This window comes from Collinsella sp. AM40-7AC, assembly GCF_003468125.1.
Lineage (GTDB): Bacteria > Actinomycetota > Coriobacteriia > Coriobacteriales > Coriobacteriaceae > Collinsella > Collinsella aerofaciens_O.
This window is the reverse complement of record NZ_QSGK01000002.1, coordinates 61,515-77,722: the sequence shown is the minus strand read 5'-3', so window position 1 is coordinate 77,722 and position 16,208 is coordinate 61,515. Positions and strand designations below refer to the sequence as shown.

The following is a 16,208-nucleotide window of genomic DNA, read 5'->3' as shown; positions in this document are numbered from 1 at the left end:
TCACCTCGTCGCTCTCTTGAGCGCGGCGAACACATCGCGCATCGCCGCGTCGCTTCCTTCCTCAGAGCCGTGTGAGCTGCGGCCTTTGCCGAGTTCGAACGCCTTGTGGGCGGCGTTCCAGGCCTCGACCTCCTGCCTGTTGTATTTGGTTGGCTTCGGCTTGGTCGCCGGGTTGCGGTAGTGGATGGCCGCGCCGAGCGGCGTGTCCTGCGGGCAGCCGCCCACGAGTGCCACGAACTCGGCGAAGCTGATGCGACCGCGCACCTCGTCCCACTCGATGCCGTAGGCCTGGCGGAAGCTGGTGCGTATGCGCGCCGCGTCCTCCTCCAAGTCCCACAGCGGGGTCTCGTGCGGGCGGTCGCCGCTCAGGTCGAGTCCGCACATGTCCCATACCGCCGCGTCGCGCATCCGCACGAACTCGGCGGCGTCGTAGTCGCATGCGCACCACGCGTCCGTCCAGTCCACGAAGAACAGCGCCAGGAACTCGTCCCGGCGCTGGTCGTCGGACTTGCCCTCGTCGGTCAGCACCTCGATGACGCGGATGATCGTGAGCGCGTCGTCGCGCACCAGCACCTCCTCGCCGTTCCACGGGTAGCGCGTGGCGCTCGTGCCGTCGGGCAGCCGCACCCGCTCGGCCGTGAGCGCGGCTGGCAGCATTACTTGCCGCCCTTCTTCTTGCGCTTGGCCTTGGCGCGGCGCTGGGCGCGGTTGAGCGCCTGGACCTGATCGGCGCGCTCTCTGTATGCAAGGCCGCACGCCATCAGCTGCTCGCTGGTCGCGTGGCGCGCCAACATGCTGAGGAACGTGGCGAAGACCTCGCCCAGGATGCGGATGTTTTCCTCGGGCGCGATGGGGCCCTCGTCGCCGCCCATCCACGCGAGCAGCTGCTCCCAGCCCTCGGTGCCGATGAACGCCGAGATGGTGCGCTTCATGAGGCGGGCCTGCGCGGCGTTGGCCTCGGCCGCCTTCTCAGGGGTGTCGGCCTCGCGGGCCATCTGCTCGTTGGCCTGCGCGCGGTCGATGGCGTTGCCGACCTTGGCCAGGTACTCCTCGATGTGCTTGTCGTCGAACCACACGCGGAAGCGCGGCGTGTCGGGGTTCTCCTCGGGGTCCTCGAAGAACACGTCCTCGTACGCGCGGATGTTTTTCAGAAGTTCCATTTGTTGCCCCTTTCGTGAGCGGTGAGCGTCGGGCATAGAAAAGGGGCGCGGGCCGCTCACTAGCCCGCGCCCCCCATGTCCAGGAGGTTATGTCTGGTGTCGCCTGCGGCTACTTCGCCGCCACGGTGACCTTCACCTGCGTGCAGATGCTCGGCTTGGACGCGCAGCGCACGGTGATGACCGCCTCGCCTGCGGCCACGCCCGTCACGTTGCCGTCGCTGTCGACGGTGGCCACGTCGGTGTTGCCCGATGCGAAGAAGCACTTGGCGTTCGCCTCGGCGTGCGTGACGGTCGGCGCGAGCTTCATGGACTTGCCCACGGCCGGGCCGGTCGGCGTGGTGCAGGTGACGCCCGTGGGCTGCTTGAGCTTGTTGGCGGGGATGTAGCGCATAGCGCCAGCGCCCGAGATTGTGCAGGAGAACGCGCCGGGGTCGGACGCCGCGCCCTGCTGCGAGCCGACGGTCAGGCCCAGGTAGGTGCAGTCGCCCTCCACCACGTCGCCGTTGGGGTCGGTGTGGCGGAAGTGGCCCGTGCGGCCCTCGCCGGTCTCAAGCGCCAGGCTGGCAACGAAGTCCTGCGCGGGGTCGCCGTAGCAGCGGTCGCCTGTGACCTCGTACTGCGGCTGCACGCTCTTCACCTTGTCGGTGGGAGTGCCGTAGCCGTCGTAGTAGTCCTTGGTCTCGGTGGTCTCGTTGGTGGTCGGCTTCACCTCGGTGATGCCGCGCGAGAAGATGGCCCACGTGGGGCTGGCCGCGTCTGGCGTGGTGTCGATCTCCAGCGCGCTCATGTAGTTGGGCGCGAAGCCCAGGTCTTGGTTCTTTGCCATCGTTATCCCTTCTCTATGGTTATGGTCGCTTTGATTCGGAACTCCCACAGGTACGGCCCGCCCTCGGGCGGCGTTATCTCCTGCGGCTCGGTGTACAGCGACGCGCTCGTGAAGCCGTAGGAGCCTGTGGGCGAGGACAGGTCGGCCCCGTCCAGCGCGTCGGCCAGGTCGTAGGCGTCGCCCATGGCCTTGGCCTCGGAGGTGTCCTTCACGATGACCTGCAACACGTATCCCACGCGGCGGGTGCCGTCCATGTGGCGCACCACGTCGGTGGTGGGCATGGGCCGCAGCACCACCGCGTCGTCGTGGCCGCGCGAGGCGGCCAGGCGGGTGAGGAGCACCGGGCCGTAGCCCAGGGCCTCTATGGCGGCCTTCGCCGCCTCCATCACGTCCGGGGCCATGTCACGCCCCCTCGGTCAGGAGGTCGACGGCCAGGCGCTCCCAGTCCTCGCCGTGCGCTTCCTTCGCGGCCTTCGGCCAGTCGGCCTTGGCCCTCGGGTTCTTGCCGTGCTTGATGGAGCTGTCGGGCAGGTCGCGCACGTAGGCGGCGTAGTCGGCGTCCCATATGACGAGGCCCTGCCTGAAGTCGGAGGCGGCCTGCATGGAGTTGTGCATGCGCTTGGTGTCCTCTGGCGTGAACGCGTTCATGTCCTCGGCCACGCTCATGGCGAACTTCACCTGCTTGGCCTCCAGCTCCTTCGCGCCGAAACGCTTCATGAGCTTGGTCAGGTCGACCGTAACTGCTGCGGGCATGGCTACCTCACCTCCAGTTCCCAGTGGTGGGGACGGGTGCCGAACGCGCGGCGGGGCGTGCACCTCGCCACGTTCATCCACTCGCCCCCGTCGATGCTCACGCGGCTGCCCACTGGCACGTCGAACATGCCGGGGCTGTCCGCGCCGTCCGCTATCACGAGGCCCTGCGCGCCGTCGCCCAGGGCGTACTCGCGCACGAGCCACGCCGAGACGGGCTCGAAGCGCACGCGGCGCACCTCGACGGGCTGCTCGAACTCGCCGCCGTAGCCGCCCTCCCTGGGCACCTTGACGGACATGGTGGAGGGCCGCGCCGAGCGCGGCACCCGCATCATCTGGTACCCCCGATGCCCGCGTAGAGCAGCGGCGTTCCAAGCAGCTCGCGGCGGACGGCGGCCTCCATGTCGCTGCGGTAGGTGCTGGCCCCTTCGGTACCGGGGTTCCACGAGAACGAGCCGACGGTGAAGCCGCCGCCCTCCATGATGCCGCCCGAGCATCCGTACGCGGCGTCGACCTCGCAGGCCGCCATGACCGCGCGCGCCCACTCCTCGGAGCCGTCCGGCTCGTTGGGGAAGATCAGGTCGCGCACGGCTGCCGTGGCGTGGGGGAGCGCCGCCTTGAACTCCTCGGCGGACAGCTCCCCGCGCCCGGCTGCCAGGTAGTCCTCGTGGGTCGGGGCTCTAGTTTCCATCGTCCTCGGCCGCCTCGGGCTTTTCCGCCTTGCCCTTGGCGGGCTGCTCGTCTGCGGCCTTCGCCTCGGGCTTTTCCGCCTTGCCCTTGGCGGGCTTGGCCTTCTTCGGGGCCTCCTTCTCGAAGGCCAGTCCAACGGTGCGCATGTCGCGCCTCCTTCCTACGCGGCCTTCATGCCTGCGGTGATGTAGTGCGCCAGGTTCTCGCGCACGCCGCACACGCCGTACTTGCGGTACTTGAACAGGTGGCCGAAGCCCTGCTGGTTGTCCTCGGCGTCGATGACCTTGCCGTGCGCGAAGTTCCAGCGCATCACCACGGCGTCCTTGTGGACAATGAGGAAGTTCATGTCCACCGCGCCGGTGCCCTTCTTGTAGTGGCCGATCTCCTCGTCCTTGGTGGTGCCGTCCAAGAGGTCGATGGCGCTGTAGAAGCGGGACTGCGGCACCTTCACGATGGAGGAGAAGCCGTCCAGCGCCTCGCGGGACTTGGTGGTGTCCAGGTCCTTCACCATACCCAGCAGGGTGGGGGTGATGAACAGCACGCGGCCCTCTTCCGGCACCTCCTTCTCGTCCATGTCGCACATGGCGGCGTTCAAGCCCTTGAGCATGTCCGCGCCGTCGGCGTAGGTCTTCTGCTCCTTGGTGATGCCGGTGCCTGCGCACAGCGTGGAGAACACGAACGCGTCTCCCTCGGGCACCACCTTGGTGCGGTTGAAGTGCGCGGCGGCGTTGCCGAACGCCAGATTGAAGGACTGGGCGTCCACTTTCTGGTCGATTTCCAGGATGGTGCCGCGGTCGTAGTTGGCGCTGATGGGCTTCCAAGTCAGGGACGCGCCGCTGTTCTGCGGCAGTCGCCCGTTGGCCTGCACGTCGCCCAGGCCGCCCATGGAGTAGACAGGGTAGTAGAACTCGCCCAGCTGCTCCATCTGCGCGATGTTGCCCTGCGGCGCGGCGCTCTCAAGCACTGCGGTCAGGGATTCCTTGCGGTACGCCTCCATGAGCACGTTCTCGTAGCCCTTGGGCAGTTCGATGCTGTTTGGCATGATTTACTCCTTTGAAGATTCGTCGGTGAGTCCGAAAGCTGCGCGGAAGTCGGCCAGGCCGTCGGAGCCTGCGCCGCCCTTGGGGTCGCCGCCCGCGCTCTCGCGGGGCTGGTCGGTGAACATGTAGGCGTTGTCCTTCTTCAGGGCCTCGAAGTCGATGCCCGTTAGGTTGCCCTGCTCGTCCAGCTTCGCGTCGGCGATGTTCGGGATGATCGCGCGCGCCGCCTTGGCGTTGCGCACGCCCATCTGCGCCAGCTTGGTGTCGATGGCGAAGTCTCGGCGCATCTCGGCCTCGCGCTTCTCCGCGTCGGCCTTGTACGCCTCGTTGTCGGCCTTGGCCTTGTCGAGCGCGGCCTGCAGCTCCTCGGCGTTGCCCGCCTTGGAGGTGAACTCCTCGATCTGCTTGTCGCGCTGCTCCAGCTCGGCCTTGAGGGCCTTCACCTGCTCCTGGTACTCGTCGGTCTCGCGCTTGTACTTCGCGTAGGACACGACCTCCTTCTGGGGCTCGGTCTGCTGGCCTTCGCCGCCCTCGTTTCCCTGGGGCTTGTTGTCTTCAGCCATCGCTTGCTCCTTCCGTGTTTGGTTGTCGCGCTTCCCTGCGCGCTTGGATGGCCCACCGTTGTCGCCGTGGTCGCGTGCGGGGCATGTTGTCGCCGCCCCATCGCGTGCCTGCATCTTCCCCGAGGTGTCGCCAGGCAAAAGAAAAGGCCGCCCTTTCGCGGGCGGCCTGGGTACCGTTCTCTATTCGGTTGTCACCTTCTAACTGGCGGCGATGCTCGCCACCTCGGCGACGGGTATCTCGGTGATTATGCCGCCGCGCTCTATGCCGATGGCGTTGGGCTCGTCCAGCGATTCGGCGTCGCTTTGGTACCAGTCGTACACGCCCCGGTACTCCTCGCCGTCGGTGCACGTCACGCACACCTGCTTGCCGCAGTATTTCAGCGTTTCTTCCAGCTTCATCTCTGCTCCTCCTTTGGGTTTGCCGGGACTATGTGCACGTCTCCGCCAGCGTAGTGGATGGTGAAGCGCGTCGTTTGTATGTGCTCCCCATTATCGCCTATCACGTAGCCAATCACGCGCCCGGCGTCGCATGTTTCGCGTCCGCTCCATTTGCCGCCCCTCGTCGTCTGGGCCGTTCCGGTTCCCGCGTGCTTCGCCGCAAGGTCGCGCACCTCGTCGAGCGTCACCGTGACGACGCTCGGCTCTTTGTACGCGCCGCCCCTGCGCTTTAGGTTCGCCACGTATTGCTCGTGTTGGCGGCTGCCGGCCATGTGCTTCGCCTGCTTGTCGGCGTGCACCGTCATGGCTGCTGCGTCCGAGACGCGCTTGTCGCGCTCCTGCTCGGCCTTCGCCTGCTTGATGGCGCTCTCAAGCGCCGCGCGGCGTTCCGCGCCCGTTTTCAGCTCGAATCCGTCTCCGCTGGCCTTGACCAGCTCGCCCACGCGCTTCTGGCTGACTCCCGCCTCGGCTATGAGCGCCTTGGTGTTCGGGTGCGCCATATAGGCCGTGCGGCTCACCTTCTGGCGGGTGAGGGCGTACGCCTTGCTGCCGGTCTCGTAGGGGTCCTCGCGCCCGTACTCTGCGGCAAGGTGCGGGTGCTTCGCCACGAGGTCGCGCCGCTTCTGCTGGAGCCTGCCGAGCTTCATGCGCTCCTTGGTGTTGTCTATGCCGGCGGCTTCGAGCGCCACGGCCTCGCGCCTCGTGGCGCGCACCTCGCGCTCGATGGCGCGCTGCTGCTGGCTGGCCTGGTAGCGTTCCTCGCGCTTCTCGTCGCCGCCGTCGGGGTCGCGCTCGTACCGAAGCGGCTGGCCCTCGACGTAGATGCCGAAGTCGTGCTTGCAGTTCGCGCCGCACAGCCCGTCAACCGAGCCGTAGCCCGTCTCGCGGTAGAACGGCGGGTACTTCTTGGACTTGCCCGACAGGCTGAACACGCGGCCCTGCCACTTGGCGTGGCTCTCGCGCGCCCCGCCGTGCGAGGAGGTCTGAACGAGGTCGTGCCCGGTCTCTTCAAGCAGCTCCAGCGTGTTGCGGCTGCCGGCCTGCACCGCCTGCGTGCGAATGTGGCGGCGCATGGCCACGTCGGGCTGCGCCCACGCCCCGCTCTTGTAGTCCACGACGGACACGCCGCGCCGCGCCAGCTTCAGCACGGCCTCGCGGGTGGCCTGCTCGTAGCCCGCCATGCCTGAGTTCACCCGAGCCACGGCCTGCGCCACGACTTCGAGGTAGGCGCGCTGCACGTTGGCGGGCATCTTCAGGTTGTCGCGGCTCACGACGTCCTGCACCCCCGCCGCCGTGGCCCGCGCTGAGTTGTGCAGCCTCCACTGCATCGTCTTGGACAGCGCGCCCATGGCCGTGCCCAGCGTGGCCAGGTCGGCCTCGGCGCTCTTGGCCACGGCCTCGGCCGCAGCCTTGGCAGCCTCGCGCGCGGCTCTGCGGCCCTCCTCGTTCATGGCCTTCTGCACGTCCTTGGCGGCAAGCGCCGCCTTGCGGGCGGCCTGCGAGTAGGCGCTGTCGCCCTCGAAGTCGATGGAGCCTATGAGCGCGGCGTAGATGCACACCAGGCGCAGGGTGTATTCGTCCATGGCCCCCTGCGCTGCGTCGGTGAAGTGCTCTATGTAGTCCGGCCCCAGCATCAGGCGAGCCCGTCGCCCAGCATGTCGAACGCGCCGCCCTGCTGCTCGGGCACGTTGGCCTTGGCCTCGTTGCTGGTCTCGCCGTAGAAGCGGCGGCGGTACTCCCACGGGGCCATGATGCCCGCGCCGACCTCGCTCATGGCCATCTCGCGCGCGCTCTGCGTGTCGCTGATGATGGAGTCGTCGAAGTCCACGGTGACGTCGCCGTAGGGCACGGCCTCGCCCTTGATGCTGCGGCACGCGTCGGCCATGCCGTTCACGAGGCGCACGATGGACTTACGCAGGGCGTTCTCGTGCCGGTGGATGGATCGCATCAGCTGAGAGTTGTCGGCCGCCACCTCCTTGGCGGTCTTCAGGCCCGTGTGCGACTCCCAGGAGAAGTAGCCGTTGCCGAAGCCGCACGCCACCGACAGCAGGCGCAGGCCCGTGTTGATGGCGCTGGCGTTCTCGTCGGCCTTGAGGTCGCTCTGAACGGTCTGAATCTTGGCCGACCCCTCGTCGCCGGGGTTCATGCTGAAGATGGTGTCGTCGGCCTCGCCGAAGGCGTAGTAGGTCTTCGTGAGGCTGCCGTCCGGCCCCTTGTCGGTCTTGGACTCTATGAGGGTCTTGTCCACGAACGTGCGCGGGCGGCCCACGCGAATGTGGTCGAGCAGGGAGGTGGCGGCCTCGTCGACCACCTTCATGGCCCCCACGGCGTTGCAGTACACGCTCGCGCCCATCGCACAGTAGTCGTAGAAGCGGTTCGACACGGCGGGGCGCACCAGCGCGAAAAGCGGGCGGGTGCAGCGCGTGTCCATGTCGGCGCTGATGCCCTCGACCGTCACCTGCTTGTGCGTGCGGGTGTCGAACAGCTGCGTGAGGATGTGGTAGGTGCCGCCCTTGAGCACGTGGGCCTGGCACTGGTCGTAGTCGCGCCCGGCGACCTCCACGCGGCCCACGAACGCGCACTGCGTGCAGTCGTCGGCGCTCCACGTGAGCGGGACTATCTGCGTGGCGTCGTAGCGCACGATGCGCAGCTCGGCGTCGGGCGTGTAGGCGCTGTCGGTCACGCCTCGCGGCTCGATGACCCACGCGCCCGTGCCCATGGCGAACGCGCGGGCTATGAAGTCGGCGTTGTCCATGGCGAACGATGTGGGCGCGTCGCCGTCCTCTGTCGGCTGCGGCGCGGCCTGGCCGTCCTCGTGCCCCTCGTCGCCGACGCCGCCCGTCGCCGTGGGGTTGGCGAAGTAGCGCGCCATCCAGGCGCGGCGCTCGTCGCTCGTGCTGGAGATGATCGTGCTCTCGTTCATGAGCAGACTGGCCCACTCGTCGGCCACGAGCGCCGCCGGGTGCAGGCTGGCGCGCTCGCGCTTGTACACGCGGAAGCCGCGCCGCTCGCTGTAGTGGTACCAGCCGTTGTTCGCCGCGAACCAGCCGAACCAGACGCCCACCATGCCCTGCATGCGGGTGTCCGGCTGGTATCCCATGCGGCGCAGCCACGCCTCGGCGTAGCCCGTGTTGCCTCGCTTCTCCATCAGAGGTTGCTCCTTATCCACAGTCCTGCGGCGTAGCCCGCCGCGTCTATCGCGTCGTCGTTCACCTTCGGCAGTGTCTCGGTTATGTCGCCCTGCCCGTTCGACACGTACTCGAACTCGGGGAACTCCTTGGCGGCGAGCGGGCAGCGGTCGGGGTCGATGACTATGCGCGTAAGGTTCTGCATCCACCTGATGCGGCTCTTGGGCGCGTTCAGGCCCTGCTTGAGCGACTTCTGAGCGCCGATGCCCTGCTCCTGGTAGTAGAGGATCATGCCGCGCGCCGCGCTGTCGCACCACACGTCGGCGGCGGGGTCCTCGGCCGCCTGCAGCTTGGCCGCCACCAGCTCGGCGGTCTTGACGTCGATGGCCTCGGTTCCCTGGCGGCTCTCCTCGTCCAGCAGGTACAGCACGCGCTCGTTCTCGTCGTAGCCCGCCTCCATGAACACCCAGGGGTGCACGCTGCCCGCGTCCACGCCGAACGAGCGCAGGGCGATGGACGCGCGCTCCTCCGCGGTGATGGGGCGTATGTCCAGCAGCTCGTCGGGGAACACCTCGGAGCCCGTGCCGATGACCTCGCCGAGCCATTGCCAGCGGTAGGAGTCGGGCGTCTTGCGGCGGCTGCGCTCGGCCTCCGCCAGCGCCGCGGCGCTTATCCACTCGGGGTGCTCGTCTATGACGTCCAGGTACGTGGTGTGGCATATGAAGCGCCCGTCCTCGCCCGGGTGGGCCTCCAGGTCGCGCGCCTCCTTGTTCACCCAGTTGCGAGCCGAGCGGGGAGGGTTGTAGCTGTAGAACACCCAGAACATGTCGCCGCCGCGCAGGAACGTGGCCAGCACGCTGCGCACCTCGTCCATGCCGTCGAACTCGTCTACCTCCTCGAACCACACCACGGCGCAGTAGCCGGTGCGGAACTTCGCGGACTTCAGCTTCTTCGGCTTGTCGCATCCCACAAAGCGTATGACCTGCCCGGTGGGGCGGTACGTCACCTCCATGGGGGACAGGCCGAAGTCGAACAGGTGCGCCACGCCCAGCACGTCGCACGCCCAGCCTATCTGCTCGTACACGGACGTGCGCAGCGTGTTGCCGACCTTGCGCAGCACGACGGCGTTGGCCTCCGGGTTGAGCATGATCAGCAGCACGATGGCGATGGATATGAACGACGACTTGGTGGAGTTGCGCCCGCCCTTGAACCAGTAGTGCGTGAACTCGTGCGCCTTGATGGAGCGCCACACGCCGGCGAACACGGAGGCCACGACGTCCGAGAGCCTAACCGAGGTCGTCAACGATAGTCACCCCCGCCTCCGCCATGGCGGCCTTCGCGCCGTCCACGCCGAACATGTCGTTGAGCAGCTTCACGCTCTCGGTTATGGCCAGGCGCGCGTCGCCGTTGATGCTGCCCTCGGCCGCCTGGCGGCGGAAGATGGGCAGCGCGCCGTCCAGCACCTCGAACAGCGGGGCGGCCGCGTCCTGCAGCTCCCAGCGGCAGTCCTTGGCGGCCGCGTCGCGGATTTCCTGGATTCTGTGCGCGATTCGTGGGTCGCGCATCAGCTTGGAGGCGGCGCAGCTTATCGAGTTGTAGTTCATGCGCTTGCAGTCGTAGGCCGCGCGGTACGCGTCCTGCTGCTTGGCGCGGGGCTTGGCCATCTCGCGGGCGAACGCCTCCTGCTTCGCCGTGAGCGGCTTGTCCTTCTTGGGCACCTGCGGCCTCCTTCCTGATTAGTTTCGCGCTAGCCAAGCGACGCGACCACATCGCGCTCGCGCGGCGAAAGCGCGAAACGCTCTGCGGCTGCACGCTCTGCGGCTGCACGCTCTGATATGAGGTAGCCGCTGCCGTATATCGCCTTGCCCTGGCCGCGCTGCGCGTCGAGCGCCCTCGTGAAGCTGCACTCCTGCGGGCCTACGCGGAAGTCGATGCCGTACTTGGAGTAGCGCGCCAGCATGGGCGCGGTCAGCACCTCGTCGGGGTACTCGTACTTCGGCAGCGCCTTGGCCTTCTCGCGGCGCAGGCGCTCTATCGTGGCGTCCAGCTCGGCGCGCAGGTCGGGCGCGCTCCTCGCCTGGGCGGGGTCGAGGTTGGTCACGAACGAGGTGTTGACGCTCGCGCCGTTGGCGTATGTCACGCCGGCGCCCGTCACGACCTTGCAGCAGTTGCGGATGCCCATGCACGTCAGGGTGGGGGCGAACAGGAAGAAGCCCACGCCGCGCTCCTGGTAGTGCTTGACGATTCTGCTCAGGATCGAGAACGGCGGGTTGTCCACCACCGTGCACCCCTCCGGGTACTCCTTGCGCTCGTAGTCGCCGCCCGGGTAGAACGGGCGCGCGACCTTCGCCAAGTCGAACCCGTACTCGCGGTGCGCCCAATCAAGCACGCAGCCGTACACCTCCGGCGGGGTGTAGCAGTCGTCGGTCGTCTTCTTCGGCTCGAACTTCGCCGTGAACTCCTCGTATGTCTCGCCTCTGGCCATGCGTCTCCTAACTCTCGGCTCATATGGTCGCAGGCGTGTCGCCGGGCGCAGAAAAGGCCGCCCCGCAGGACGGCCCGTAGTCGTTTCGGTATTCGGTTGTCTCTAGCACGCCGCCACGGCCATGGCCATGAGGCCGGTCACCAGCGCGCGCATGGCGACGAACGCCGCGACGTCGATGGCGAGGGCTGCCGCTATGAGGAGCAGGCACCCCCAGTTGCATCCCGGGCGGTTCATCGCTCCTCCCACTCGACGGTGCCGTCGTCGTACTCGGCCTTGAGCCATTCCAGGTAGTCGGCCTCCTCGCAGAAGCTGGCCAGCAGCCGCTTGCTGGTAGTGCAGCTGCTCATGCGGCTCGTCTCATACACGTCGATGGAGAAGGGCCACGAGTGGAACTCCACCTCCGTGTGGATGGCCCGCTCGGGCGCGCCGAAAAGGTGCTCCCAGTTCGTCATCGCGCCCCCTCCTTCGCGCTCGGCCCGACCTTGCGGTAGGTGAAGTCCTCGAACAGGTGACCGCACCAGCGGCAGCGGTCGCCGCCCTTGGGCAGGTGGTGCCAGATCTCGTGCATGCCGCACTTCGGGCAGCGCACCTCGATGCTGGGTCGGCGCTTCGGCTTCTCGGTCTGCTGCTCCATGGCTACTCCACCGCCATCCGCATGGCCGGCTTCATGGCCTCGCGCAGGCTCTTGGCCAGCTCCTCGGCCGTTACCTCGGCCTTCACCTCCACGTTCACGTCGGGCATCGCGAAACCGCGCGCCTCTTCGGCCTTGAGGCAAGGCATGGCGGCGTCCTGGGCCGCGCCCTTGAGCGTCGGTGACGCCGTCTCCCTCGGCTCGCAGCGCCCCAGCCACATCTCGCACTCGTCCAGCTTCGTGAGCGCCAGGGCGCGCTCGCGGCTCACCTCGTAGGCCGTCTCGACCTCGCGGCGCAGCCGCTTGCAGTCCGCCGGCCCGTCGCTGCGCAGCCTCTGCCTGGCCTCGGCGAGCTTGCGCCCCATCTCGGCGAGGTCGCCTCGCAGGCGATCGTTCTCTCGGCGAAGGACTGCTACCGCGTGGCTCTGCTGCTCGTTCCAGCAGTCCTCGCACAGCGGCGCGTCTACGCCCATGTTGTCCTGCCACAGGGCGTCGATATCGCGCCCGCAGGTATCGCAGATGATTCCCATGGCTACTCCCTTCCTTCCGGCTTCACCGCGCCTGCGAGGAACCACGCCCGCAGGCTCTCGGCGCACTCCGGGCACAAGGCCCTTGCCTTGCCGTCGATTCGCGCGCTGTTCCTCAGCACCATCTTGGCGTAACCCGCCAGGGTCGCCGGCACCTCCTTGCCGCAGCGTTCGCATGCGCACATGTACAGCCTCATGCCTGCTCGCCTCCCTTCGGCAGCGTTTCCGCGATTCGGTCCCAGTCGGTCTCCGGCCGCTCGCTGGGGAACTCGTAGGCCCCCACGCACGGCACCGGCAGCACCGCCATGCCGTCGTGCTCGCCTGCGTACTCGTCTGCGTCCGATCTGCTCTCGAACGCCAGCACCACGTCGCTCTCCGTGGCCACCGCGTAGATCTTCTTCATCGTTTCGTCTCCTATTCGAACTCGAAGCACTCGCATGCCTCGCTTGTCTCGTCTACCGCCTCCACGTCGGGGCCGCCGCCCGTCATGGCGTCGCAGGCGCACACGGCCTCGCCGCCAGCGCCCTGCACGCGGCCGCAGAAGCGGCACTCCCGGCACGTGCGGCCCTCCCACGGGTCGGGCCGGTTCCACGGTGCCCTGGGGTCGGACTCGAAGCACCCGGGCGGGAGGTTCCACCCGCTTGAAGGCTCGTACCCGCTCACATGCACCGCCTGCCCCTCGGCAGCCAACCCCAGCCGTCCATGGCCAGGGCATCCGCGTACTTGGTCGGTTCCGGCAGCAGCAGGTACTCCCAGTGCCCCGAGCCCGGCGGGGCGGGGCGGTTGAACCTCTGCTCGGCCCTGACCCAGCGGAAGTGCAGCCGGTTGGCGTGCGCCAGCCCGTGGCAGCCGCTGCCGTTGCCGCTGCCGCACAGCATCACCGTGGGCTTGGGAACCTCGCGCCCGTCGCGGAACAGCTTGCCCGCCCCGCGCCTCACGATGTGGTGGCGGTTGAGCGGCCACGGCGCGCCGCACACGGCGCACCTGGGCGTCTCGATGCTCGGCCCCTCCATGAGGGGGCGCAGGATCTCGGGCAGCGTGTCAACGTTTGCCATTCGATAGCCTCCTGTCCTTGCCTTGCAGCTCGTACTTGTCGCACATCTCCGACAGGCGGCTCACGATGGCCACCGCCGTCTCCTCGTCGCCGTTCTTGGCCAGGCGGCGTATGAGGTCGCCCTTGCCGTACTGCGTGGTTACGATGACCGGCCTCATGTTCTCGTACCTGTCGTTCACGACGCGGAACACCTGCCCCAGCGTCCAGTCGGTGGGGGACTCCTTGCCCAGGTCGTCCAGCACCAGGCACCCCACGCGGGAGAGCCTGGACAGCACGCCGTCCTCGGTGCCGTCGCCGCCGTAGGTGCCCTTGATGGCGGCCAGCACGCCCAGCATGTCGGTCACCCTCACGCTGGTGCCGCCGTCCACCAGGAGCCGCGCCACGGCGCTCGCCAGGTGGGTCTTGCCGGTTCCCACGGGGCCGCAGATGTACGCCCCGCGCCCTTGCTCAACCTTCGCGGCAATGCCCTCGGCCATGGGGGAGGCGGCCGTCATGAAGCGTGGCTTGATTCCGGCCCGCTCGTAGGTCCGGCGGCGTTTGGCTGCGGCCTCCTCGGCCTTGGCCCTGGCCTCAAGGCGCGAACGCTCGTCGCGCTCCGCCACGGCACCCGGGCAGCCGCACGGCTTCCAGCCGCAGAAGGTGCGGCGGCCAGCCAGCACCACGTAGCGGACCTCCAGCTGCGCCCCGCAGTGGGGGCACTCAGTCGTACTCGGCATAGCCGTCGGCCTCCTTCCGGGTCCTCGGGCCGCGGTTCACGTAGTCCTCGAACTTCGGCGAGAACAGCGTGGAGGGCCGCAGGTACTTGGCCATCTTCGGGTCGCCCGCCCACTCGGCTGCCATCGTGTCGATAACGGCCAGGAAGTCGGGGAGGCGGTAGCCCTCGGCCCAGCGGGCGTGTATCAGCCTGCGGGTCTTGGCGCTGCTTGAGCGGTAGCGGGTGCCGGCTGCCTCGTTGAGCGCATGCACGATTTCGTCAAAGGGGATTAAGGGGTTATCTATATACTCAACCTCAACCTCAACCTCTGCATTGCCGCAACTCGATGCGCCTGCATGTGCATCCGCATCTGCTTGCGCATGTGCGACTGCATCTGCATCCGCATATGCTCCCGCATGTGCTTGCGCATCGGCTTGCGCCCGTGCCGCCGCATCGTCCACCGCGTCTTCCTTCCCCGGCCTGTTGCCCCAGCGGGCGTTGGCCGCCTTCCTTGCGCGCTCGCTCTTCTCGTCGCCCATGTCGAGCCTGCCCTTGAGCACCAGGAAGGTAGGCAGCCACGCGGGGCTACCCTGCGGCTCCTTGCCCGTGAACCGGTACTCGACGATGGCGTAGATGAACGGCGCGCGCTGCTTCTCGGGCATGGCCTGCGCGGCCGCCCAGAAGTCGTCGTGTATAACCATGCCCATAGTGTCGCCGTCGCCTTCCCTAAAACGGGATATCCTCGTCGTACAGATCGGGCATGGCCTGCTGCTGCGGCATGGCCTGCTGCTGCGGCGCGGGCTGCTGTGGCGCGTACGCCTGCTGAGTGGCCGGCTGCGGCGCGTAGGCGGGCTGCTGCGGCGCAGGTGCCGGGGCGGGGCGTCCCTGGCCGTACGTGCGGGCCTGCGGCGCTTGCGGGGCCGCCTGGGGCGCGTACTGCTGCGGCGCGTAGCCCTGCTGCTGTTGCTGGCCGCTCATGAACTCCAGCTCGTCCACCACGACCTCCAGCGCGCTGCGCTTCTGGCCGGTCTGCTGGTCGTTCCAGCTGCGGTAGCGCAGCTTGCCCTCGATGGCCACCTTGCTGCCCTTGGCGAGGTACTGCGCCAGCTTCTCGCCGCGGGTGCCGAACAGCGTGCAGTCCACGAAGTTCGGGTAGTCCTCCCACTGCCCGGTCTGCTGGTTCTTGCGGCGGTCGTTGACGGCCACGCCCATGGACAGCACGGACATGCCGCCAGACGTGGAGCGCAGCACGGGGTCGCGGGTCAGGTTGCCGGATATGCACACGCGGTTGATGCTCATAGATACCCTCCTTGGGTTACGTCCCCGCTGTTCCAGATGCGGGTGATCTGCGCGTCTACCATGCGGATACGCAGCTTGATTACGTTGATGGCCTCCTGCGAGGCCTTGTAGATGGCCTCGGAGCAGTCGCGGCGGCGCTTGGCCTCCGCTATCTGCTCCTGGCCCCGGCACACGTCGCCGATGATGGTGACGGGCGTGCCCTTCTGGCGCTCGTTCAGGATGGCGATGCGCAGGGCCTTGCGGTACTCGGCCTCGTTCTCGGCGTACTGGCAGCCCGACTCCTTGCAGGTCTTCAGCTCGGCCTCCAGCCTGTCGGTCAGCTCGTCCAGCTCCTCGGTGAGCGCCTGCATCTACTCCACCTGCCAGTCGGGGCGCGGGCAGCACGGGCTGTTGGCCACGAACTCCATGTACTGCGGCATGCTGGCGAACTGGTAGCGCGCCCCGCAGCTGCGGCAGTGGGCCGTGAAGGGGCCGTCTGCGGGCGGCTGCTTCTCCTCGGGCGCGGGCTGCTCCTCCATGGCGTCGGGATCGCTCTGCCCGTCGATGGCGAACGCGCCGCACAGCGCGTACTTGCGGGCGTAGCTCGACGCCATGCCGGTCACCTGGGCGTCGTCCGAGCCCTTCTTGTGCTCGTCCTCGCGGGCGTAGGCGCTCACCTGCAGCAGGCCCTCGCCGCCCTCGGCGGGGAACACGCACGCCGTGGACTTCACGTAGTAGCGGTCGCCTATCTGCACCAGCTCGTCGGTCATGAAGAACGCCAGGCCCTCCTTGGCGCACGGCTCCTTCAGCGCGGCCACTATGTCCTCGTAGCTGCGGTAGCTGAACTTGCCGAAAGCGTTGTACTTGGCCTTGGGCACCACCACGGCGCGCTGCACGCGGGCAACGGCCGCCATGAGGTCGATGGACTGCTGTTCCTGGGTCAT

The 16,208-nt window shown here is 67.9% G+C and carries 29 protein-coding genes; all 29 read right to left on the bottom strand.

Features of this window, described 5'->3' with window-relative positions; all coding sequences use genetic code 11:
- Entirely contained in the window at window positions 1–657 is a 657-nt protein-coding gene (locus tag DW892_RS02115) for a Gp15 family bacteriophage protein (RefSeq protein ID WP_117765347.1), read from the bottom strand.
- Entirely contained in the window at window positions 657–1,160 is a 504-nt protein-coding gene (locus DW892_RS02110) for a hypothetical protein (protein WP_117765345.1), read from the bottom strand. Before DW892_RS02110 ends, DW892_RS02115 begins: the two co-directional genes overlap by 1 nt.
- A gap of 109 nt (window positions 1,161–1,269) precedes the next feature.
- Window positions 1,270–1,986 carry a phage tail tube protein gene (locus DW892_RS02105; RefSeq protein ID WP_117765343.1) on the bottom strand — a complete coding sequence of 239 codons (717 nt, stop codon included), beginning with the start codon at window positions 1,984–1,986 and terminating at the stop codon, window positions 1,270–1,272.
- A gap of 2 nt (window positions 1,987–1,988) precedes the next feature.
- Window positions 1,989–2,387: a minor capsid protein gene (locus DW892_RS02100; RefSeq protein WP_117637881.1), complete on the bottom strand. Its 399-nt coding sequence runs from the start codon at window positions 2,385–2,387 to the stop codon at window positions 1,989–1,991.
- A 1-nt stretch (window position 2,388) separates the two neighbouring features.
- Entirely contained in the window at window positions 2,389–2,739 is a 351-nt protein-coding gene (locus tag DW892_RS02095; RefSeq protein ID WP_117765341.1) for a minor capsid protein, read from the bottom strand.
- 2 nt (window positions 2,740–2,741) lie between these two features.
- Window positions 2,742–3,035, bottom strand: coding sequence for a putative minor capsid protein (locus DW892_RS02090; protein WP_147336073.1), 294 nt, complete (start codon window positions 3,033–3,035; stop codon window positions 2,742–2,744).
- 32 nt (window positions 3,036–3,067) lie between these two features.
- Entirely contained in the window at window positions 3,068–3,427 is a 360-nt protein-coding gene (locus DW892_RS02085; RefSeq protein ID WP_117637878.1) for a hypothetical protein, read from the bottom strand.
- Entirely contained in the window at window positions 3,417–3,572 is a 156-nt protein-coding gene (locus DW892_RS10375) for a hypothetical protein (protein WP_158559642.1), read from the bottom strand. Before DW892_RS10375 ends, DW892_RS02085 begins: the two co-directional genes overlap by 11 nt.
- Window positions 3,573–3,586: 14 nt before the next feature.
- Window positions 3,587–4,468, bottom strand: coding sequence for a hypothetical protein (locus tag DW892_RS02080; RefSeq protein ID WP_117765337.1), 882 nt, complete (start codon window positions 4,466–4,468; stop codon window positions 3,587–3,589).
- A 3-nt stretch (window positions 4,469–4,471) separates the two neighbouring features.
- Entirely contained in the window at window positions 4,472–5,029 is a 558-nt protein-coding gene (locus tag DW892_RS02075) for a phage scaffolding protein (RefSeq protein ID WP_117637876.1), read from the bottom strand.
- A 198-nt stretch (window positions 5,030–5,227) separates the two neighbouring features.
- Entirely contained in the window at window positions 5,228–5,428 is a 201-nt protein-coding gene (locus DW892_RS02070) for a hypothetical protein (protein ID WP_117765333.1), read from the bottom strand.
- The gene (locus DW892_RS02065; RefSeq protein WP_158566998.1) at window positions 5,425–7,050 is read right to left on the bottom strand and encodes a phage minor capsid protein; all 1,626 of its coding nucleotides are present in this window, start codon (window positions 7,048–7,050) and stop codon (window positions 5,425–5,427) included. Before DW892_RS02065 ends, DW892_RS02070 begins: the two co-directional genes overlap by 4 nt.
- Before the next feature lie 50 nt (window positions 7,051–7,100).
- On the bottom strand, window positions 7,101–8,615 hold the full coding sequence (locus DW892_RS02060; RefSeq protein WP_117765329.1) for a phage portal protein: 1,515 nt from the start codon (window positions 8,613–8,615) through the stop codon (window positions 7,101–7,103).
- Window positions 8,615–9,898, bottom strand: coding sequence for a PBSX family phage terminase large subunit (locus tag DW892_RS02055; protein WP_117765327.1), 1,284 nt, complete (start codon window positions 9,896–9,898; stop codon window positions 8,615–8,617). Before DW892_RS02055 ends, DW892_RS02060 begins: the two co-directional genes overlap by 1 nt.
- Window positions 9,882–10,313, bottom strand: a complete 432-nt coding sequence (locus DW892_RS02050; RefSeq protein ID WP_117765325.1) for a hypothetical protein — start codon at window positions 10,311–10,313, stop codon at window positions 9,882–9,884. The genes DW892_RS02055 and DW892_RS02050 overlap by 17 nt, the downstream gene beginning before the upstream one ends.
- A gap of 29 nt (window positions 10,314–10,342) precedes the next feature.
- A complete protein-coding gene (locus DW892_RS02045; protein WP_117765323.1) occupies window positions 10,343–11,080 on the bottom strand; it encodes a hypothetical protein in 738 nt (245 codons plus the stop codon).
- A 102-nt stretch (window positions 11,081–11,182) separates the two neighbouring features.
- A complete protein-coding gene (locus DW892_RS10620) occupies window positions 11,183–11,314 on the bottom strand; it encodes a hypothetical protein (RefSeq protein ID WP_255413242.1) in 132 nt (43 codons plus the stop codon).
- On the bottom strand, window positions 11,311–11,532 hold the full coding sequence (locus DW892_RS02040; protein ID WP_117637869.1) for a hypothetical protein: 222 nt from the start codon (window positions 11,530–11,532) through the stop codon (window positions 11,311–11,313). The genes DW892_RS10620 and DW892_RS02040 overlap by 4 nt, the downstream gene beginning before the upstream one ends.
- Window positions 11,529–11,714, bottom strand: a complete 186-nt coding sequence (locus DW892_RS02035; RefSeq protein ID WP_117765321.1) for a hypothetical protein — start codon at window positions 11,712–11,714, stop codon at window positions 11,529–11,531. Before DW892_RS02035 ends, DW892_RS02040 begins: the two co-directional genes overlap by 4 nt.
- Before the next feature lie 2 nt (window positions 11,715–11,716).
- On the bottom strand, window positions 11,717–12,241 hold the full coding sequence (locus tag DW892_RS02030; protein WP_117765319.1) for a hypothetical protein: 525 nt from the start codon (window positions 12,239–12,241) through the stop codon (window positions 11,717–11,719).
- 2 nt (window positions 12,242–12,243) lie between these two features.
- The gene (locus tag DW892_RS02025; RefSeq protein WP_117637866.1) at window positions 12,244–12,435 is read right to left on the bottom strand and encodes a hypothetical protein; all 192 of its coding nucleotides are present in this window, start codon (window positions 12,433–12,435) and stop codon (window positions 12,244–12,246) included.
- Entirely contained in the window at window positions 12,432–12,641 is a 210-nt protein-coding gene (locus tag DW892_RS02020; RefSeq protein WP_117637865.1) for a hypothetical protein, read from the bottom strand. The genes DW892_RS02025 and DW892_RS02020 overlap by 4 nt, the downstream gene beginning before the upstream one ends.
- A gap of 11 nt (window positions 12,642–12,652) precedes the next feature.
- Window positions 12,653–12,901 (bottom strand): hypothetical protein, encoded by a 249-nt coding sequence (locus tag DW892_RS10280; protein ID WP_147336072.1) that lies wholly within the window; start codon window positions 12,899–12,901, stop codon window positions 12,653–12,655.
- Window positions 12,898–13,293 carry a hypothetical protein gene (locus tag DW892_RS02015; RefSeq protein ID WP_117765317.1) on the bottom strand — a complete coding sequence of 132 codons (396 nt, stop codon included), beginning with the start codon at window positions 13,291–13,293 and terminating at the stop codon, window positions 12,898–12,900. The genes DW892_RS10280 and DW892_RS02015 overlap by 4 nt, the downstream gene beginning before the upstream one ends.
- Entirely contained in the window at window positions 13,280–14,008 is a 729-nt protein-coding gene (locus tag DW892_RS02010) for an ATP-binding protein (RefSeq protein WP_117765315.1), read from the bottom strand. The genes DW892_RS02015 and DW892_RS02010 overlap by 14 nt, the downstream gene beginning before the upstream one ends.
- Complete coding sequence (locus DW892_RS02005) at window positions 13,992–14,693, bottom strand: conserved phage C-terminal domain-containing protein (RefSeq protein WP_117765313.1); 702 nt, start codon at window positions 14,691–14,693, stop codon at window positions 13,992–13,994. Before DW892_RS02005 ends, DW892_RS02010 begins: the two co-directional genes overlap by 17 nt.
- A gap of 19 nt (window positions 14,694–14,712) precedes the next feature.
- Complete coding sequence (locus DW892_RS02000) at window positions 14,713–15,285, bottom strand: single-stranded DNA-binding protein (RefSeq protein ID WP_117765311.1); 573 nt, start codon at window positions 15,283–15,285, stop codon at window positions 14,713–14,715.
- Window positions 15,282–15,635, bottom strand: a complete 354-nt coding sequence (locus DW892_RS01995) for a hypothetical protein (RefSeq protein WP_117637860.1) — start codon at window positions 15,633–15,635, stop codon at window positions 15,282–15,284. The genes DW892_RS02000 and DW892_RS01995 overlap by 4 nt, the downstream gene beginning before the upstream one ends.
- The gene (locus tag DW892_RS01990; protein ID WP_199410671.1) at window positions 15,636–16,208 is read right to left on the bottom strand and encodes an ERF family protein; all 573 of its coding nucleotides are present in this window, start codon (window positions 16,206–16,208) and stop codon (window positions 15,636–15,638) included.

Excerpts from the sequence above, each read along its gene's own strand:
- DW892_RS02015 (WP_117765317.1), bottom strand. The coding sequence starts at position 13,293 with ATGGCAAACGTTGACACGCTGCCCGAGATCCTGCGCCCCCTCATGGAG.
- DW892_RS02095 (WP_117765341.1), bottom strand. The coding sequence starts at position 2,739 with ATGCCCGCAGCAGTTACGGTCGACCTGACCAAGCTCATGAAGCGTTTC.
- DW892_RS02075 (WP_117637876.1), bottom strand. The coding sequence starts at position 5,029 with ATGGCTGAAGACAACAAGCCCCAGGGAAACGAGGGCGGCGAAGGCCAG.
- DW892_RS02045 (WP_117765323.1), bottom strand. The coding sequence starts at position 11,080 with ATGGCCAGAGGCGAGACATACGAGGAGTTCACGGCGAAGTTCGAGCCG.
- DW892_RS02000 (WP_117765311.1), bottom strand. The coding sequence starts at position 15,285 with ATGAGCATCAACCGCGTGTGCATATCCGGCAACCTGACCCGCGACCCC.
- DW892_RS01990 (WP_199410671.1), bottom strand. The coding sequence starts at position 16,208 with ATGACCCAGGAACAGCAGTCCATCGACCTCATGGCGGCCGTTGCCCGC.
- DW892_RS02035 (WP_117765321.1), bottom strand. The coding sequence starts at position 11,714 with ATGGAGCAGCAGACCGAGAAGCCGAAGCGCCGACCCAGCATCGAGGTG.
- DW892_RS02115 (WP_117765347.1), bottom strand. The coding sequence starts at position 657 with ATGCTGCCAGCCGCGCTCACGGCCGAGCGGGTGCGGCTGCCCGACGGC.
- DW892_RS02060 (WP_117765329.1), bottom strand. The coding sequence starts at position 8,615 with ATGGAGAAGCGAGGCAACACGGGCTACGCCGAGGCGTGGCTGCGCCGC.
- DW892_RS02090 (WP_147336073.1), bottom strand. The coding sequence starts at position 3,035 with ATGTCCGTCAAGGTGCCCAGGGAGGGCGGCTACGGCGGCGAGTTCGAG.
- DW892_RS10620 (WP_255413242.1), bottom strand. The coding sequence starts at position 11,314 with ATGAACCGCCCGGGATGCAACTGGGGGTGCCTGCTCCTCATAGCGGCA.
- DW892_RS02020 (WP_117637865.1), bottom strand. The coding sequence starts at position 12,641 with ATGAAGAAGATCTACGCGGTGGCCACGGAGAGCGACGTGGTGCTGGCG.
- DW892_RS02010 (WP_117765315.1), bottom strand. The coding sequence starts at position 14,008 with ATGCCGAGTACGACTGAGTGCCCCCACTGCGGGGCGCAGCTGGAGGTC.
- DW892_RS02110 (WP_117765345.1), bottom strand. The coding sequence starts at position 1,160 with ATGGAACTTCTGAAAAACATCCGCGCGTACGAGGACGTGTTCTTCGAG.
- DW892_RS02065 (WP_158566998.1), bottom strand. The coding sequence starts at position 7,050 with ATGGACGAATACACCCTGCGCCTGGTGTGCATCTACGCCGCGCTCATA.
- DW892_RS01995 (WP_117637860.1), bottom strand. The coding sequence starts at position 15,635 with ATGCAGGCGCTCACCGAGGAGCTGGACGAGCTGACCGACAGGCTGGAG.
- DW892_RS02105 (WP_117765343.1), bottom strand. The coding sequence starts at position 1,986 with ATGGCAAAGAACCAAGACCTGGGCTTCGCGCCCAACTACATGAGCGCG.
- DW892_RS02080 (WP_117765337.1), bottom strand. The coding sequence starts at position 4,468 with ATGCCAAACAGCATCGAACTGCCCAAGGGCTACGAGAACGTGCTCATG.
- DW892_RS02005 (WP_117765313.1), bottom strand. The coding sequence starts at position 14,693 with ATGGGCATGGTTATACACGACGACTTCTGGGCGGCCGCGCAGGCCATG.
- DW892_RS10375 (WP_158559642.1), bottom strand. The coding sequence starts at position 3,572 with ATGCGCACCGTTGGACTGGCCTTCGAGAAGGAGGCCCCGAAGAAGGCC.
- DW892_RS02030 (WP_117765319.1), bottom strand. The coding sequence starts at position 12,241 with ATGGGAATCATCTGCGATACCTGCGGGCGCGATATCGACGCCCTGTGG.
- DW892_RS02070 (WP_117765333.1), bottom strand. The coding sequence starts at position 5,428 with ATGAAGCTGGAAGAAACGCTGAAATACTGCGGCAAGCAGGTGTGCGTG.
- DW892_RS02040 (WP_117637869.1), bottom strand. The coding sequence starts at position 11,532 with ATGACGAACTGGGAGCACCTTTTCGGCGCGCCCGAGCGGGCCATCCAC.
- DW892_RS02025 (WP_117637866.1), bottom strand. The coding sequence starts at position 12,435 with ATGAGGCTGTACATGTGCGCATGCGAACGCTGCGGCAAGGAGGTGCCG.
- DW892_RS02085 (WP_117637878.1), bottom strand. The coding sequence starts at position 3,427 with ATGGAAACTAGAGCCCCGACCCACGAGGACTACCTGGCAGCCGGGCGC.
- DW892_RS02100 (WP_117637881.1), bottom strand. The coding sequence starts at position 2,387 with ATGGCCCCGGACGTGATGGAGGCGGCGAAGGCCGCCATAGAGGCCCTG.